The sequence below is a fragment of the Microbacterium tenebrionis genome (genome assembly GCF_903645325.1).
Classification (GTDB): Bacteria; Actinomycetota; Actinomycetes; order Actinomycetales; family Microbacteriaceae; genus Microbacterium; species Microbacterium tenebrionis.
In genome coordinates this window covers 178,787-193,954 of record NZ_CAHJXQ010000002.1, presented here as the reverse complement: position 1 = coordinate 193,954, position 15,168 = coordinate 178,787, and the positions used below count along the sequence as shown (strand labels likewise).

Below are 15,168 nucleotides of genomic sequence, written 5' to 3'. Positions count from 1 at the left end.
CTCCTACTCCTCATCCGGTCTGCGGGTGACCACGACCGCAGCTGGTCGCAGCATCCGCTCAGGCGTTCCGAACCCGGGGCGAGTGACGGCGAGGATGCTGCGCGGCGGGACGCTGGCATCCTCGACGACCGAGACCGCCTCGTGCAGCTGCGGGTCGAACTCCGCACCGTCGATGACAATCTCGGGGTACCCGAGTGCGCGCAACGCATCAGCGGCCTGCGCCCGGACGGCCTGCATGCCGCCCAGAACGCCCTCGTCAAGGTCCACCCCGAAGCTGAGCGCCCGGTCCAGACCGTCGACGACGGGCAAGAAGGCTTTGGCGGTGTGCCGCCGCTCCTGCTCGCGGACGGTCTCGATCTCGCGCGCCATCCTTTTGCGGAGGTTGTCGTAGTCCGCCGCCGCCCGGCGCCACCGGTCCTCGGCCGTCTCCAACTGGGCAGCGAGCGCTGCCTGCGCGGCGCGGATCTCCTCCGGGGACAGGTCGGTGAGGTCGTCGTTCAGCAGGTCCACGGCCCGCGCGTCCTCGTTCTGCTCCTCGACCATCGCGATCCTCCCTCCGTGCTACTTGTCGAATTCGGCGTCGACGACGTCGTCTTCGTCGTCCTGAGCGGGCTGCTCAGCGTGGCTGGCGTTCGCGCGGGCAGCAGCAAGGGACTGCGCAACCTGCAGCAGCTCGCCGGTGCGCTCCTTCGCTTCCTGCTCGCCGACGTTGTTCTGCACTGCCTCGCGGGCCTGCGTGATGAGCAGCTCCGCGCGGGCACGCTCGTGCTCCGGCGCAGCGTCGCCGAGCTCACGCAGCACCCGCTCGACCTGGTAGGCGGCGGAGTCCAGCTCGTTGCGGGCGTCGACGGCCTGCCGCAGCGCCTGGTCGTCAGCACGGTGCTGCTCGGCTTCCTTGATCATCCGATCGATCTCGCCCTGGTCCAGATTCGAGGTGTCGCTGATGGTGATGCCCTGCTCGGTGCCGGTGTCCTTGTCCTTCGCCGTCACGTGCAGGATGCCGTTCGCGTCGATGTCGAAGGTGACCTCGACCTGCGCCTCACCGCGAGGAGCGGGGCGGATGCCGGTGAGCTGGAACCGACCCAGCACCCGGTTGTCTGCGGCGTTCTCCCGCTCGCCCTGCAGGACGACGATGTCCACCGACGGCTGGTTGTCTTCGGCCGTGGAGAACACCTCGCTGCGTCGGGCGGGGATGGTGGTGTTGCGTTCGATGATCTTCGTCATCACGCCACCGCGGGTCTCCACACCCAGCGACAGCGGGGTGACATCCAGCAGCAGCACGTCGTCGACGTCGCCCTTGAGGACGCCCGCCTGGATGGCGGCGCCCACAGCGACCACCTCATCGGGGTTCACCGTCATGTTCGGGTCCTTGCCGCCGGTGAGCCGCTTCACGAGCGCTTGGACCGCGGGGATGCGGGTGGAACCGCCCACGAGGATGACCTCGTCGATATCGTTCTCGCTGACCTTCGCGTCGGCCATCGCCTGACGCACCGGACCGAGGCACCGCTCAACGAGGTCAGCGGTGAGGTCTTCGAACTTGGACCGCTTCACGGTCATGGTGAGGTGCTTGGGACCGCTGGCGTCGGCGGTGATGAAGGGCAGGCTGACCTGGGTCTGGGACACCGAGCTGAGCTCGACCTTCGCCTTCTCGGCCGCCTCGAACAGTCGCTGCAGCGCCTGCGGGTCGTTGCGCAGGTCGATGCCGTTCTCTTTCTTGAACTCTTCGGCAAAGTAGTCCACCAGGCGGCGGTCGAAGTCGTCGCCGCCCAGGTGGGTGTCACCGGCGGGGGGTCGCACTTCGACGACCCCGTCGCCCACGTCGAGGAGGCTGACATCGAACGTGCCGCCACCGAGGTCGAACACCAGGATGGTCTCGTGGTTCTTCTTGTCCATTCCGTACGCCAGTGCGGCGGCGGTGGGCTCGTTGATGATGCGCAGCACCTCAAGCCCGGCGATGCGTCCGGCGTCCTTGGTCGCGGTGCGTTGGGCGTCGTTGAAGTACGCGGGAACGGTGATGACAGCCTCGGTCACTTTCTCACCGAGGAACTTGCTGGCGTCGTCGACGAGCTTGCGCAGCACCTGGGCGCTGATCTCCTCCGGCGCGTACTGCTTGCCGCGGATGTTGAACCGTGCTTCGCCGTTGGGGCCTTCAACGACGTCGAACCCGACGGCGTTGGCTTCCTCCTTGATCTCGTCGAAGGACCGGCCGATGAATCGCTTGGCGGACGAGATGGTGCCCTTCGGGTTGAGGATGCTCTGCCGGCGGGCAAGCTGCCCCACCAGCCGTTCACCGTCCTCGGTGAAAGCGACCACCGACGGGGTAGTGCGGGCTCCCTCCGCGTTCGGGATGACCTTCCCCTCGCCGGCCTCCCAGACGGCGATAACGGAGTTCGTGGTCCCCAGATCGATTCCTACTGCCTTGGCCATGATGGTTGTTCCTTTCTTGTCACGTGAGACACGTTTCAGGGGTCGTTAAAGAGCGCCAGGATCGACGCAGGCGCAGGGCTGATTGCCCAGAGTCAGGAAGCAGGCTGCTTCAGGGGGATCTTTCTGGACGGCGCGCTGCTCGATGGACTCCGACATCGAGCGCGGATCCATCTGCTCAGCGATGCTCAGGTCCGCACTTGAGGTGGCCATCTCACCACCTCCACATTTACGCTGAGTCGCTGAACCACCGTGCGGCGCATCGTCTCGCGCTGCCCGGCCGGGCATCGGCCGAGTCCGCGAGACGAAACTCGTTCTGTCGCCAGCATGGACCCCACGTAGACATCTCGCAAGGCATTTGCCTGACGAACGGGGCCTGACCCGCTTTTCCGAGCCGGAATCGCTTCAGTCTGGGTTCGAGTCCCAGTGGGGGTACCGACCGCCGAGAACGCAGAAACCGCCCTCTCCCCTGCGGGGGAGGGCGGTTTCTGCGTTCTCGGGCTCTACTTCGAAGCAGCCTTCGCCGCCTCGGCGGCCGAGACGGCGGGCTTCGCGGGAGCCTTCTTCGCCGGAGCCTTCTTCACAGGGGGCTTTTCGGCTGCGGGCTTCTCGGCGGGCTTCGCTGCGGGAGCGGCATCGGCCGCCGGGCGCGGACGCGCGGCGAACTCCTCGAAGACGCGGCGCGGGTGCTGCACCGTCTCGAGGTTGACGAGGTCGCGCCCCAGCCACAGGTTGTTCCACCAGCCCCAGAGCACGCGCCACTTGCGCTCCCACGTCGGCATCGCGAGGCCGTGGTAGCCGCGGTGCGCGATCCAGGCGACGAAGCCCTTGAGCGCGAGGTTGCCCGACTGGAAGACACCGTTGTAGAGGCCCAGGCCCGCGACGGCGCCGAGGTTCTTGTGGAAGTAGTCCTTGGTCTCCTCGCCGCGCAGCACGGCGGTGAGGTTCTTGGCGAGGCGCTTGGCCTGGCGCACGGCGTGCTGAGCGTTGGGAACGCAGTACCCGCCGACGCCGCCGCCAGACAGGTCAGGGACGGCCGAGACGTCGCCGGCCGCCCACGCGCCTTCGACGAAGGCTTCCGCCGTGCCCACGCGCAGGTCGGCACGGGTCTGGATGCGGCCGCGCTCCTCTGCGGGAAGATCTCCGCCGCGCACGACGGTGGGGTTGGCCATGACGCCCGCGGTCCAGATGATGAGGTCGGTCGGGATGACCTCACCGGTGGAGAGTGCGACGTTGCCACCCTCGGCGCCCTGCACCTGCGTATCGAGGTGCACGTACGCACCGCGCTTGGCGAGGTCCTTGAGCACCCACTCGCTGGTCTTCTGCGAGACCTCGGGCATGATACGACCCATGGCCTCGATGAGGTGGAAGTGGGTGTCCTCGAAGCTGAGCTGCGGGTACTTGCCCACGAGCGACGAAGCGAGCGAGCGGAGCTCGGCGAACACCTCGATGCCGGCGAAACCGCCGCCGACGACGACGACGGTCAGCAGGCGGTCGCGCTCGGGCCCGGCGGGCAGAGCCGCGGCCTTGTCGAAGTTCGACATGAGCTTGTCGCGGACCGCGACGGCCTCTTCGATGGTCTTCAGCCCGATGGCGTTGTCGGCGATGCCGGGGATCGGGAAGGTGCGCGAGACGGCGCCCGCGGTGACGACGATCTGGTCGTACGCGAACTCGTACGGCTCGCCCAACGGCGGCGTGATCGTCGCGACCTTGTTCGCGTGGTCGATGCCGGTCACCTTGGCGGTGATGACGTTCGTGCGCCCCAGATGGCGGCGGTGCGCCACGACCGCGTGCCGGGCCTCGATCGAACCCGCCGCAACCTCGGGCAGGAACGGCTGATAGGTCATGTATGGAAGCGGGTCGACCATGGTGACCTCGGCCTCGCGCTTGCGGAGGTGCTTCTCGAGCTTCCACGCCGTGTAGAAGCCTGCGTAACCGCCACCGACGATCAGGATCTTGGGCACGCTGTTGTTCACGGTCACAGTGCTGTTCTCAGGCACAGAAGGACAACTCCTCGTCAGGCTGCTGGCGTGCTTGGCTCGCGCGCCGATCGAATACGCCGGGCAGCTGCGGTGACGCCTAGCCCTATAAGAATACCAGGGACTGTGAGCACGATGAGCGGCAGGGTACCGTACCGCAGTGAATCGATGCTCGGAACGAGCGGGGAACCCGCCTCGGACGGCGGATCCGCTGCCGGCAGCGGGGCGACCTGGACGGGCGTGACCTCGGGCTCCGGAGCCGGTGCGACGTCGGCACGGCGGTAGAGGCGCACCCATTCGGCGAGATCGCCCATCGGGTTCTCGTCGACGTACGCGACGGATGCCTCGACCGCGGCTGCCGCGTCGAGCAGCCCGTACCCGTAGAGCGGGTCGGGAAGCTGCTCGACGCCCTCCACGGGGATCGCGGTCTTGATGATCCGGTTGATGACGTTCGCGGCGTCCAGTTCGGGATGGGCCGCGCGCACGAGCGCGGCCGCGCCGGCGACGATCGGTGCTGCGCCGCTCGTACCACGCCACCGCGCCAGTTCGCCGTCGGCCGACACGCCGATCAGCCCCTCGCTGGGCGCCGCGATGCCGATCGTTATGCCCTGCGTCGACGCCTCGACGCTCGCGGTGCCGGTCTGGTCGACTCCGCCGACCGTCAGAACACCGGGAATCGTCGCAGGAGCACCGATCATCGACGTGCCGCTGCCGCGGTTGCCGGCGGCGACGACGACCACGACATCGTGCTCGTAGGCGTACAGGAACGCGTCGTCCCAGCTCTCATCCCAGTCGAGGGTGTTCGTCGTGAACGACATGTTGATGATGTCGGCCCCGTTGTCGACCGCCCAGCGGATGCCGTCGGCGACCTGATCGACGAACGGCACGGATGCCGCGGCGCCGAAACCGATCGAGACGGACAGCAGGTCCGCCTCCGGGGCGACGCCGATCATGCCCGAGCCGTCGGCCTTGCCTCGACCGGCGGCGAGGGATGCGACCCACGAGCCGTGGTCGCGGTCGACGACTCCCACCGGCGAGCGCCCGTCCGGTGAGCCGCTGCCCGACACGTCGGTGCCGCCGACGACGGCGTCCCCGAATGCGGAGGGCGCTTTGCCGATCCCCGTGTCGATGACGGCGATGGTCACGCCCTTGCCCCGTGTGGTCTGCCATGCCTCGCGGATGCCCGCGCCGTCGAGCCAGTACTCCAGGGCACGGACGGGATCGGTCGGATCGTCCGGGATCGGCGAGGTCGGCGACGGTGAAGGCGTCGGTGCGGCTGCGGTGAGCAGAATGGATGCCGCGACCGCCGCGGCTGCGACGGTGCCGCGCAGCATCGCCTTCCAGGTCATCGCGTCGCAGCCCCCGGGTCCTCGCACTGGCAGCGCTCGGGTGACCAGCTCGAGCGCTCGAGCGCGGCATCCCCGATGGGGTTGACTCCGGGGCCCGCCGCGAGCGCATGACCGGCGAGGGCATGCAGGCACTTGACGCGCGTCGGCATGCCGCCCGCGGAGATGCCGTCGATCTCGGGAACCTCGCCGAACTGCGCGCGGTCGTGCAGGTACGCCTCGTGGGCAGTGCGGTAGGCAGCGGCGACGTCCTCGTCGTCAGCGAGCAGGGCTGCGAGCTCCGGCATGACCTGGGTCGCCTCGAGCGTCGACATGGCCGCGGTGGCCGCGGGGTGGGTCAGGTAGTAGAACGTGGGGAACGGCGATCCGTCGTCGAGTCGGGGACTTGTCGCGACGACGGTCGGGTTGCCGCACACGCATCGGGCTGCGATGCCGACGACGCCGCGGGCCTGACGGCCGAGCTGCGCCGACACGACGGCGATCTCGGCGTGCGTGGGCGGGGCGAAGGGAGGCGTCGTCACCGTCTCAGCCTACGGGAGGCGACCCTGGGAAACCCCGGACTACTCCGCCGGGGTCGCGTTCTGAACGAGACCGGCGCCGGCGACCGACCGCAGCAGCTGCGGCATCCAATCGGCCGGCCGCTCCTCGAGCTCGTCGCTCACCGGAGCCTGCTCCTGCGGGAGGGAGGCGGGGTCGAGGTCGTTGTCGACGAGGTAGGTGACCTCGCCCGGCTTGACGTAGTACAGCCGCTCGCGCGCCTGCGTGGTGATGTAGGCCGGGTCGTCCCAGCGCTCGCGCACCTGCTCGAGAGCCTCGATCTCATCGGCGCTGACCTGAACGGACGCCTCCAGGGCCGCGATCTTCTGCCGCTGATCGATGTAGGTGCCCAGAGTCGGCACGAGCACCCACGCTCCGAGCACCACGAGCGAGAGCATGATGACCATGAAGCCGGACAGGCGGATGCCGGAAGCCCAGTCCCGCACATCGACCTGAGGGCGACGCGAAGGGCGCGACGGCGGCTGCACGGATGCCGCCTGCGCACGAGAAGGGGGAACCGGACGCCTGGTCATGGTTCCCCCTTCTGTCGTGCCTACGTGCGGGCGTTCAGCGCCTCAGTTCGACGGCCTCAGCCCTGGAACCGGGGGAACGCCGAGCGACCGGCGAACACGGCGGCGTCCGCGAGGTCCTCCTCGATGCGCAGAAGCTGATTGTACTTCGCGACGCGCTCGGACCGTGCGGGCGCACCGGTCTTGATCTGACCTGCGTTCGTGGCGACCGCGAGGTCGGCGATCGTGGTGTCCTCGGTCTCGCCCGAGCGGTGCGAGAGCATCGCGGTGTAACCGGAGCGCTGGGCGAGGCTGACCGCGTCGAACGTCTCGGTGAGCGTACCGATCTGGTTCACCTTGACCAGCAGCGAGTTGGCGACACCGCGCCGGATGCCGTCGGCGAGACGCTGCGGGTTGGTGACGAACAGGTCGTCGCCGACGAGCTGGACCTTGGAGCCGAGCGCCTCGGTGAGGAGCTTCCAGTTGTCCCAGTCGTCCTCGGCGAGGGCGTCCTCGATCGTGACGATGGGGAAGTCGCTGACCAGACCCTGGTAGTACTCGATGAGCTCGGGGCCGCTCCAGTCCTTGTTGTCGAGGCGGTACACGCCCTCGGAGAAGAACTCGGTGGCGGCGACGTCGAGACCCAGGGCGATGTCCTTGCCCGGGGTGAAGCCGGCCTTCTCGATCGCCTTGATGAGGAACTCGAGGCCCTCTCGGTTGCTGGGCAGGTCGGGGGCGAACCCGCCTTCGTCGCCGAGACCGGTCGCGTAACCGGCGGCCTTCAGCTCGCTGCGGAGCACGTGGTAGGTCTCCACGCCCCAGCGCAGCGACTCCGAGTAGGTCTCGGCGCCGATCGGGGCGAGGAAGAACTCCTGCATGTCGATGCCGTTGTCGGCGTGCTCGCCGCCGTTGATGACGTTGAACAGCGGGACGGGCAGAACGTGCGCGTTGGGTCCGCCGAGGTAGCGGTACAGCGGCAGGTCCGCGCTGTCGGCTGCGGCCTTGGCGACCGCGAGGCTGACGCCGAGGATGGCGTTCGCGCCCGTGCGCTGCTTGTTGTCTGTGCCGTCGGTCTCGTTGAGGATCTCGTCGACGATGCGCTGCTCGCTCGCCTCGACGCCCTCGATGGCAGGTCCCAGCTCGTCGATGACGGCTTCGACGGCCTTCAGGACGCCCTTGCCGCCGTAGCGGGACTTGTCGCCGTCGCGGAGCTCGTATGCCTCGAAGGCTCCGGTCGATGCGCCGGAGGGAACGGCTGCCCGCTGGACGATGCCGTCATCGAGGAGCACCTCCACCTCGACGGTCGGGTTGCCGCGTGAATCCAGAATCTCGCGTGCGCCTACAGCCTCGATGAGTGCCACGTATGTGCTCCTTGCTCAGGGAAAGGGTGGTTGTGGAGCGTCGTCGATCCGTGGCCAGTCTAGTCCGCGGCATCCCGCGCTCACAGGACGATTGCGAGCGCGACGCCGTCCCAGCCCTTGATGCCGACCGTCTGCAGGGCCGTCGCATCGAATCGCGGATCCTCGGCGAGCATGCGCAGGCCATCGCGCGTGCCGATCACCATCGGATCCGTCGTGCCCTCGTCGACGATCTCGCCCTCGCGGCCGATGTTGTCGACGACCACGACGGTGCCCGCTCTCCCGAGGCGCGCGGCCCAGTCGAGGTAGATCGTGTTCGACTCCTTGTCGGCGTCGATGAAGACGAGGTCGAAGGGATCGGAGCCCGCGAGCGTCGGCAGGACGTCGGCGGCGCGGCCGATCCGGATCGCCACCCGCTCCCCCACGCCCGCGGCATCGATGCTGGCCCGTGCGATGGCGGCGTTGGCCGGCTCCGCCTCGATCGTGACGACCTCGCCGCCCTCGCCGACGCCCCTGGCCAGCCAGATCGTCGAGTAGCCGCCGAGCGTGCCGATCTCGAGCACGCGCCGCGCACCGCTCATGCGGGCGAGCAGATTGAGAAGCTTGCCGCTGACGGGTGCGACTTCGATGGCCGGCAGTCCGCCGTCCGTCTGCGCGGCGAGCGCGGCCTCGAGACCGGGGTCGTGACCGACGAGGAGGTCGGAGAGGAACTCGTCCGTGCGGCGCCAGTTCTCAGAGGTCGATTCGCCCATGGCCTCAGCCAACCCCGCGCGTCGGCGGACGTCAAGAGCGTCGGGGTCGCCCGTCGGGCGGTGCGGTCGAATCCCGCAGCACGAGCGTGGGCGTCACGACCTCGTGCCGAGCGGACGCCCCGCCGATCATCTCGGCGAGCTGCTGCAGCGCGAACGCCCCCATCGTGCGACGGGGCTGATCGACCGAGGTGAGCGCGGGACGCATCTGCGCCGCGAAATCGAGGTTGTCGTACCCCACGACGCTCAGACGCGCGGGTACCTCGAGGCCGGCATCCAGCGCACGACCGATCAGTTCGACGGCGATGCGGTCGTTCGCGCAGCAGACCGCCGTGGGCGCGTCCGCGCTCCCCGAGCCGACCGCGGCGACGAGCGCCTGCGGGTCGGCGGGCACCGCGGCGTGCTCCTCGAGGCCGAGCTCCGCCATGGTCGCGCCGTATGACTCACGGCGAGCGGCGGCCGCGGGGCGCGGAGAACCGGGCAGATGCGCGATCCGGCGGTGCCCGAGGGCTGTGAGGTGGTGCACGGCGAGGCGCATTCCGACCCGGTCGTCGTTGTGGACCTGTCCCGCCTCGGGCGGCAGATCCGTCGGGCGTCCGACCACTACGAGCGGCACGCGCCGGGCGATGTCGCCGATCATCGCGGCATCCGCCTCGCCGGAGACGATCACGATCCCCTCGGGGCCCAGCGCCAGCATCCGTTCCAGGCGCGCGCGCAGCACGTCGCGGTCGCGGCGCCCGTCGGCGACCATCACGGTCATCGCGCTCGAATCCGCCGCGTCTTCGACGCCGTGCACGACGTCGGTGTGGTACCCGCTGCGAAGGTCGTCGACGAGGACGGCGATGGTCTGGCTGCGTCCGCGCACGAGGGAGCGCGCCCACGGATTCGAGCGGTAGCCGAGCCGGTCTGCGGCGTCCAGGATGCGGGCCCTGGTCTGCGCGCCGACCCCGTTCTCGCCGCGCACGGCGAGCGAAACGAGCGACTTGGAGACACCGGCCTCCGCCGCCACGTCGTGGATGGTGGGCCGGTGTTCCCGCTGATCCTTCACCGGACAGTCATATCAACGCCTGGAGCGTTCCAGAAGATTCCAGCTGGAGCGTTCCACGAGCGTTCATCCTGCGGTGTCCGTCAGGACACGACCTCTTCGTAGCTTCGGGAGTCGACGCACCCGAACGAGAAGAGCCGACGTGTCCGACACCCCCTCCGTCCTGCGCCATGCGCCGCGCGCCCTCCTGCTGGATTTCGGCGGAGTGATCTTCCAGACGAGCAAGCGCCCGACCGGCCGCGACGACTTCGCCGCATCGCTCGTCGCCCGGGCCGATCGCGCCGGCTACGTCATCGACGCGCCCACGGTGCGCGCATCGCTGGATGCCGCGGTCACGGCTCTCAAGCACTGGAAGCACGCTTCCAGCCGCCGCACCGAGCCCCGCGAGATGACGCACCGCGAGGTGGTCGGCGACTTCCTCGCCGCGGACCTCCCCGCCCCGATCCGGGCGCTGCTGATCGCCGAGGCAGGCGCCGTCCTCGAGGACATGAACGCGATGCTCTCCGACCATGAGGTGCGTCCCGGCATCCCGGCGCTGCTCGCCGAGGCGCAGCGGCGCGGCATCCCGGTCGGCATCGTCAGCAACGCGCACTCCGGACGCAGCCACCGGCGCCTGCTCGCCGAGCACGGCCTCGAGACCGCGTTCGCCGTGCAGGTGTACAGCGACGAGGTCGGCATGCGCAAGCCCCACCCGCGCATGATCGAACTCGCCTCCGCCGCCCTCGGCGTCTCCCCCGCCGACGCCTGGTACGTCGGCGACACGCAGGACCGCGACGTCGTCGCCGGTCGCCGCGCCGGCGTCGGCGCGGTCGTGCTCACAGCCAGCCAGCACACCGATCAGCCCCCGTTCGCGGTGTCCGAGACCGCGGATGCCGTCTACCCGACGCCGGAGGGACTGGCCGCGGTGCTGCAGGATGCCGACGCTCCCGCGGCACCCGCCGCCGCCAAGCCGGCCCCACGGGGACGCGCGGCTCTCCTGATCGACCACGGCGGCGTCATCTCGACCTCGACACCGGATGCGGCGATGCTCGACGAGTTCGCGACCCGGCTCGCCGCGCTGCTGCATCACGAGGACGAGCCCGTTGACCGCGAGCGTGCGTTCGCCCTCATCGCCGAGGGCCGCACACAGCACAAGCTCCGCAAGGCGGCGCAGCGCGAATCGCCGGACGGCATCCGCGAGGTCGACGCCACGACGTTCTGGCGCGATCTGGTCGGCGGCGAGCTCTCCGAGCGGGCCCGCGCGCTGCTCGAGGCCGAGGCGCAGCACCTGATGTTCCGCTACGGCCGCGCGAAGAGCCGGCGGACGCTGCGCCCCGGCATCCGCGATCTGCTCGAGACCGCCCGCGCGCAGGGCATGCCCGTCGTCGTCGTGTCGAACACGGTCAGCGGCCGCGCGGTGCGCGCCGAGTGCGCGGCGCACGGGCTCGACCACCTCATCGCGGCGTACGTCTGCTCGGACGAGAACGGCTTCCGCAAGCCCGACCCGCGCATCACCGCCGAGGCGATGCTCATCGCCGACGCCGACCCGGAGCGCACCTGGTTCCTCGGCGACAAGCCGGAGAACGACGCCTCCGGCGCCCGCACCGCCGACATCGCGCACCGCGTGATCGTGCGCGGCGGCAGCACGCCGGACGACGACGTGGACCGTGCGGTCGCCGACGGCGTCGCCACCCACGCGATCGACTCGGCCGCCGACCTCATCGACCTGATCACCTCCGCCGAGGACGCGAACCGCGTCCTGACCCCGCAGCACACCATATGAAAGAGAGCAGGAAATGACCGGAACACAGCAGGACTACTCCCGCGCAGGCGCGCTGCGCGGGATCGGATCCCCCGGCGGCGATCTGACCACGCCGCAGAAACTCATGATCTTCGTGCTGTCGATGTCGCTGTTCGGACTGTCGAACATCATCCTCGAGATCGTCCCCGATGTCTCGATCGGCCCGATCGACGTGTCGGTGAGCTACTTCGTCTTCGTGCCGCTCGCGATGGTCGCGCTGTTCAGCCCGTTCTGGGCGGCACTGGGCGCCCCGCTCGGCGAGATCGTCTTCACCGACCTGCTGATGGGCGATTTCTCCGGCCTCAGCGAGGTCGAGGGCTTCATCCAGATGTTCCTCGCGCTCTACATCGCCGGCACAGTGATCCGCAACCCGCGCTCGCGCACGCAGATCTGGATCGGCGCCATCCTCGTCGTCCTGATCGACAAGGCGCTGTCGGCCGTCGTCGACCTCTCCAAGGTGTGGATCGGCCTCGAGGACGCCGAGTTCGTGCAGGGCCTGCCCGAGTCGATGCTCGCGATCGAGGGCATCGGCCTCGGCGTGGACATCATCATCAGCGGCATCATCTTCGGTGCGATCCCGGCCATGTGGCTGATCCCCGCGCTGCACGGCCGCATCGAGCCGCTGCTGGGCGTGCGCCCACGGGTGCCCGGCGAGCCGATCCCCGGCGCCGCTCCCCAGGCCGGCTGGTTCGTCGCGGTCGCCGTGCTCCTCGCCGTCTCGTCGTTCTTCTTCGCGTTCCTCGAGGCATGGGACGTCAGCATCGGCGCCGTCGAGGGCGACTTCCGCGAGCAGTTCGGCGACGCGTTCCTGTGGGTGAGCGTCGGCGCCATCGTCGTGGCGCTCGGCATCGCCCTGCTGCTGTTCCGCCGCCACCGCGCGAAGCTGAATGGCTGAGGCATGGTCGATCCCGTCATCGTCATCGAGAACCTGTCGTTCCGCTACCCGGGCACCGATTCGGATGTGCTGCGCAATGTCTCCCTCACCATCGAGCGCGGTGGCTTCGTCGCGATCGTCGGGGGCAACGGCGCGGCCAAGACCACGCTGTGCAAGACGTTCAACGGTCTGATTCCGCATTACTGGTCGGGTGAGTTCGCTGGCTCCGTGACGGTCGACGGGATCGACACCTACACCTCCGGCGTCGACGAGCTGTCCCGCCGGGTCGGCTACGTCTACCAGGACTTCCAGAATCAGCTGGTGCGTCCGACAGTCCGCGACGACGTTGCGTTCGGTCCGATCAACTTCGGACGCGACTCGCACGCCGACGACACCGAGGATGCGATGCGCCACCTCGGCATCGACCACCTCGCCGACCGCTACATCTGGCAGCTCTCCGGCGGCCAGTCGCACCTCACCGCCCTCGCCGGGGCGCTCGCGCTGCGGCCCGATGTCATCGTCGTCGACGAGCCGGTCGCCGAGCTCGATCCCGCCCGCGCCGAGGAGATCTACGAGCGGCTGGCCGAACTCAACCGCGACCACGGCGTCACGATCATCACGATCGAGCACCACGCCGAGTTCGTCGCACGGTACGCCAAGTCGGTCGTGCTCATGGCGCACGGCGCCCCGGTGTGGCACCTGCCGATCGACGAGGCGCTGCAGCGCACCGACGAGCTCGAGGAGCACGGCATCCCGGCGCCGCAGTCGGTGCAGTCGGTGCGCGCGCTCGGGATCGACGCCGCCCCGCGCACCCCGGACGAGGCGGCGAAGATCCTCGCCGCTCGCGGCATCCCCGCGGATGCCGTGCAGCCGGCTGAGCGCCCGCAGGCGCTCCCGGGTCGCATCGTGGCGACCGTGACCGGCATCCAGCACGGCTACAAGGCCGTCGGTGGCGGGATCACCCCGGTGCTGCAGGGGCTGGACACCACGCTGCGCAGCGGCGAGCGCATCGCCCTGGTCGGCGGCAACGGCGCGGGCAAGTCCACGCTGCTGAAGCTGCTCGCCGGCATCATCGTCGCGCGCGAGGGCGAGGTCGTCGTCGACGGGCGGAGCACGAGAGCCGTGTCCGCACGGGTGATGGCCGAGACCGCGGCGTACCTCTCGCAGCATCCGCAGCTCATGTTCCTGAAGGGATCCGTGCGCGACGACGTCGCCCTGTTCCCTCGCTCTCGCCGGGTTCCTGATGCCGACGCCACCGTCGAGCGCGTGCTCGACCGCGTCGGCCTCCTCCCGCTCGCCGAGCGCGACGGACGCACCCTGTCCGGCGGGCAGCAGCGCCGCGCCACCCTCGCGATCGGACTGGCGATGCGGCCGAAGCTGCTTCTGCTGGACGAGCCGACCTCGAGCCTGGACATCCAGAGCCGCGACGATGTCACCACGATGCTCACTGAACTCGCCGACTCCATCGAGTGCACGGTCGTCGCCACGCACGATATGCAGCTGGTCGCCGAATGGGCGAACCGGGTGCTCGTGCTCGACGGCGGACGCATCCTCGCCGACGTCACCCCGCGCGAGCTGTTCGCTGACTCCGCGCTGCACGAACGGGTGCGGCTACGGCCGCCGCAGATCTCGCTGGTCGGCAGGCGGCTCGGGCTGGACCCCGTGCCGCTGTCGGTGGCCGAACTCGTCGAGGCGGCACAGACGGCGCCCGTCCCGCGTTCGGCGACGGCGGTGGCATGATGGCCCGCGTTCATCACGACGTCTTGTCGGTCGAGTGGGTCAAGCTCGAGCTGATCCGCACCGCCTACGCGACCCGCGGCGGACTGTTCGCCTCGATGGATCCGCGCGCAGTGGTGCTCTGGTACGTGATGCTGGCGATCGTGCCGTGGTTCACGCACAACATCACGGTGCTGGCCGGACTCTTCGCGATCGGCGTCGTCTCGATCTTCCTCGCCAGGGTCGGACCGCTCATCCTCGGACTGTTCGTGCTCGGCATGGGCATGGAGGTCGTCTACATGTCGATCGCGGCATGGCTGTTCGGCGGCAACATCGACACCATCATCGCGCTCGCGGCGCTGAACCTGAAGCTCGGCGTGGTGGCGCTGGCGAGCATGGCCGCGTTCGTCTCGCTGGACCCGGAGAAGCTCTCCGACGCGATGCTCGCCTTCCGCGCCCCGCAGATGCTCGCCTTCGGCGTGAGCTACGGCTACCGGATGCTCCCGATCCTCATCGAGGAGTTCAGCACGGTGTTCGAAGGGTACCGGCTGCGCACCGCACCGCCCGCGAAGAAGGGTCTGCTGGGCTGGCGCGTGGGCGTGCAGTGGGTGCAGCTGGCCGTGCTGTCGTTCTACCCGATCTTCCTCAACACCGCGAAGTCGGTGCGCACCACGGTCGAGGCGCTGGAGACCCGCGGGTTCACGCACGCGGCATCCAGCGCCGAGGGCCGCCGCATCCGCATGGCGAAGCTGCGCATCCGCCCGCGCGACATCATCGTGATCGCCGTCACCGCGATCGCGGTCGCGCTCGCCTTCGCGGCGGGAGCCGCCTGGCCCGTCTACCGCTGAGTC

General features: G+C 69.4%; 13 protein-coding genes. 4 read left to right on the top strand and 9 right to left on the bottom strand.

Annotated features, from left to right (window positions below):
* Window positions 1-3: 3 nt before the first annotated feature.
* The 9 genes from HWX58_RS04280 to HWX58_RS04240 form a co-directional block, all read right to left on the bottom strand.
* Complete coding sequence (locus tag HWX58_RS04280) at window positions 4-543, bottom strand: nucleotide exchange factor GrpE (RefSeq protein ID WP_175985806.1); 540 nt, start codon at window positions 541-543, stop codon at window positions 4-6.
* A gap of 18 nt (window positions 544-561) precedes the next feature.
* A complete protein-coding gene (dnaK, locus tag HWX58_RS04275) occupies window positions 562-2,427 on the bottom strand; it encodes a molecular chaperone DnaK (protein WP_175985805.1) in 1,866 nt (621 codons plus the stop codon).
* Between the two features lie 500 nt (window positions 2,428-2,927).
* Window positions 2,928-4,388, bottom strand: a complete 1,461-nt coding sequence (locus HWX58_RS04270) for an NAD(P)/FAD-dependent oxidoreductase (RefSeq protein WP_175986130.1) — start codon at window positions 4,386-4,388, stop codon at window positions 2,928-2,930.
* 53 nt (window positions 4,389-4,441) lie between these two features.
* Window positions 4,442-5,752 carry a S8 family serine peptidase gene (locus HWX58_RS04265; protein ID WP_175985804.1) on the bottom strand — a complete coding sequence of 437 codons (1,311 nt, stop codon included), beginning with the start codon at window positions 5,750-5,752 and terminating at the stop codon, window positions 4,442-4,444.
* Window positions 5,749-6,270, bottom strand: coding sequence for a DUF501 domain-containing protein (locus HWX58_RS04260; RefSeq protein ID WP_175985803.1), 522 nt, complete (start codon window positions 6,268-6,270; stop codon window positions 5,749-5,751). The genes HWX58_RS04265 and HWX58_RS04260 overlap by 4 nt, the downstream gene beginning before the upstream one ends.
* 39 nt (window positions 6,271-6,309) lie before the next feature.
* Window positions 6,310-6,819 carry an FtsB family cell division protein gene (locus HWX58_RS04255; protein WP_175985802.1) on the bottom strand — a complete coding sequence of 170 codons (510 nt, stop codon included), beginning with the start codon at window positions 6,817-6,819 and terminating at the stop codon, window positions 6,310-6,312.
* Window positions 6,820-6,875: 56 nt separating this feature from the next.
* Window positions 6,876-8,156 carry a phosphopyruvate hydratase gene (gene eno, locus HWX58_RS04250; RefSeq protein ID WP_175985801.1) on the bottom strand — a complete coding sequence of 427 codons (1,281 nt, stop codon included), beginning with the start codon at window positions 8,154-8,156 and terminating at the stop codon, window positions 6,876-6,878.
* An 80-nt stretch (window positions 8,157-8,236) separates the two neighbouring features.
* Window positions 8,237-8,905 carry an O-methyltransferase gene (locus HWX58_RS04245; protein ID WP_175985800.1) on the bottom strand — a complete coding sequence of 223 codons (669 nt, stop codon included), beginning with the start codon at window positions 8,903-8,905 and terminating at the stop codon, window positions 8,237-8,239.
* 31 nt (window positions 8,906-8,936) lie between these two features.
* On the bottom strand, window positions 8,937-9,950 hold the full coding sequence (locus HWX58_RS04240) for a LacI family DNA-binding transcriptional regulator (protein WP_217702945.1): 1,014 nt from the start codon (window positions 9,948-9,950) through the stop codon (window positions 8,937-8,939).
* A gap of 139 nt (window positions 9,951-10,089) precedes the next feature.
* Between HWX58_RS04240 and HWX58_RS04235 the strand changes: the two genes are divergently transcribed.
* The 4 genes from HWX58_RS04235 to HWX58_RS04220 are packed head-to-tail and all read left to right on the top strand — an operon-like array spanning window position 10,090 to window position 15,165.
* Window positions 10,090-11,709, top strand: coding sequence for an HAD family hydrolase (locus HWX58_RS04235; protein ID WP_175985799.1), 1,620 nt, complete (start codon window positions 10,090-10,092; stop codon window positions 11,707-11,709).
* Between the two features lie 13 nt (window positions 11,710-11,722).
* The gene (locus HWX58_RS04230; RefSeq protein ID WP_175985798.1) at window positions 11,723-12,622 is read left to right on the top strand and encodes a DUF8171 family membrane protein; all 900 of its coding nucleotides are present in this window, start codon (window positions 11,723-11,725) and stop codon (window positions 12,620-12,622) included.
* A 3-nt stretch (window positions 12,623-12,625) separates the two neighbouring features.
* A complete protein-coding gene (locus HWX58_RS04225) occupies window positions 12,626-14,341 on the top strand; it encodes an ABC transporter ATP-binding protein (protein ID WP_175985797.1) in 1,716 nt (571 codons plus the stop codon).
* Window positions 14,338-15,165, top strand: coding sequence for a CbiQ family ECF transporter T component (locus HWX58_RS04220; RefSeq protein ID WP_368356407.1), 828 nt, complete (start codon window positions 14,338-14,340; stop codon window positions 15,163-15,165). Before HWX58_RS04225 ends, HWX58_RS04220 begins: the two co-directional genes overlap by 4 nt.
* The last annotated feature ends 3 nt before the right edge of the window (window positions 15,166-15,168 follow it).

Bases quoted from the DNA above. Each gene is read 5' to 3' on its own strand.
- HWX58_RS04280 (WP_175985806.1), bottom strand. From the start codon at position 543: ATGGTCGAGGAGCAGAACGAGGACGCGCGGGCCGTGGACCTGCTGAAC.
- dnaK (WP_175985805.1), bottom strand. From the start codon at position 2,427: ATGGCCAAGGCAGTAGGAATCGATCTGGGGACCACGAACTCCGTTATC.
- HWX58_RS04265 (WP_175985804.1), bottom strand. From the start codon at position 5,752: ATGACCTGGAAGGCGATGCTGCGCGGCACCGTCGCAGCCGCGGCGGTC.
- HWX58_RS04255 (WP_175985802.1), bottom strand. From the start codon at position 6,819: ATGACCAGGCGTCCGGTTCCCCCTTCTCGTGCGCAGGCGGCATCCGTG.
- HWX58_RS04245 (WP_175985800.1), bottom strand. From the start codon at position 8,905: ATGGGCGAATCGACCTCTGAGAACTGGCGCCGCACGGACGAGTTCCTC.
- HWX58_RS04230 (WP_175985798.1), top strand. From the start codon at position 11,723: ATGACCGGAACACAGCAGGACTACTCCCGCGCAGGCGCGCTGCGCGGG.
- HWX58_RS04225 (WP_175985797.1), top strand. From the start codon at position 12,626: ATGGTCGATCCCGTCATCGTCATCGAGAACCTGTCGTTCCGCTACCCG.
- HWX58_RS04220 (WP_368356407.1), top strand. From the start codon at position 14,338: ATGATGGCCCGCGTTCATCACGACGTCTTGTCGGTCGAGTGGGTCAAG.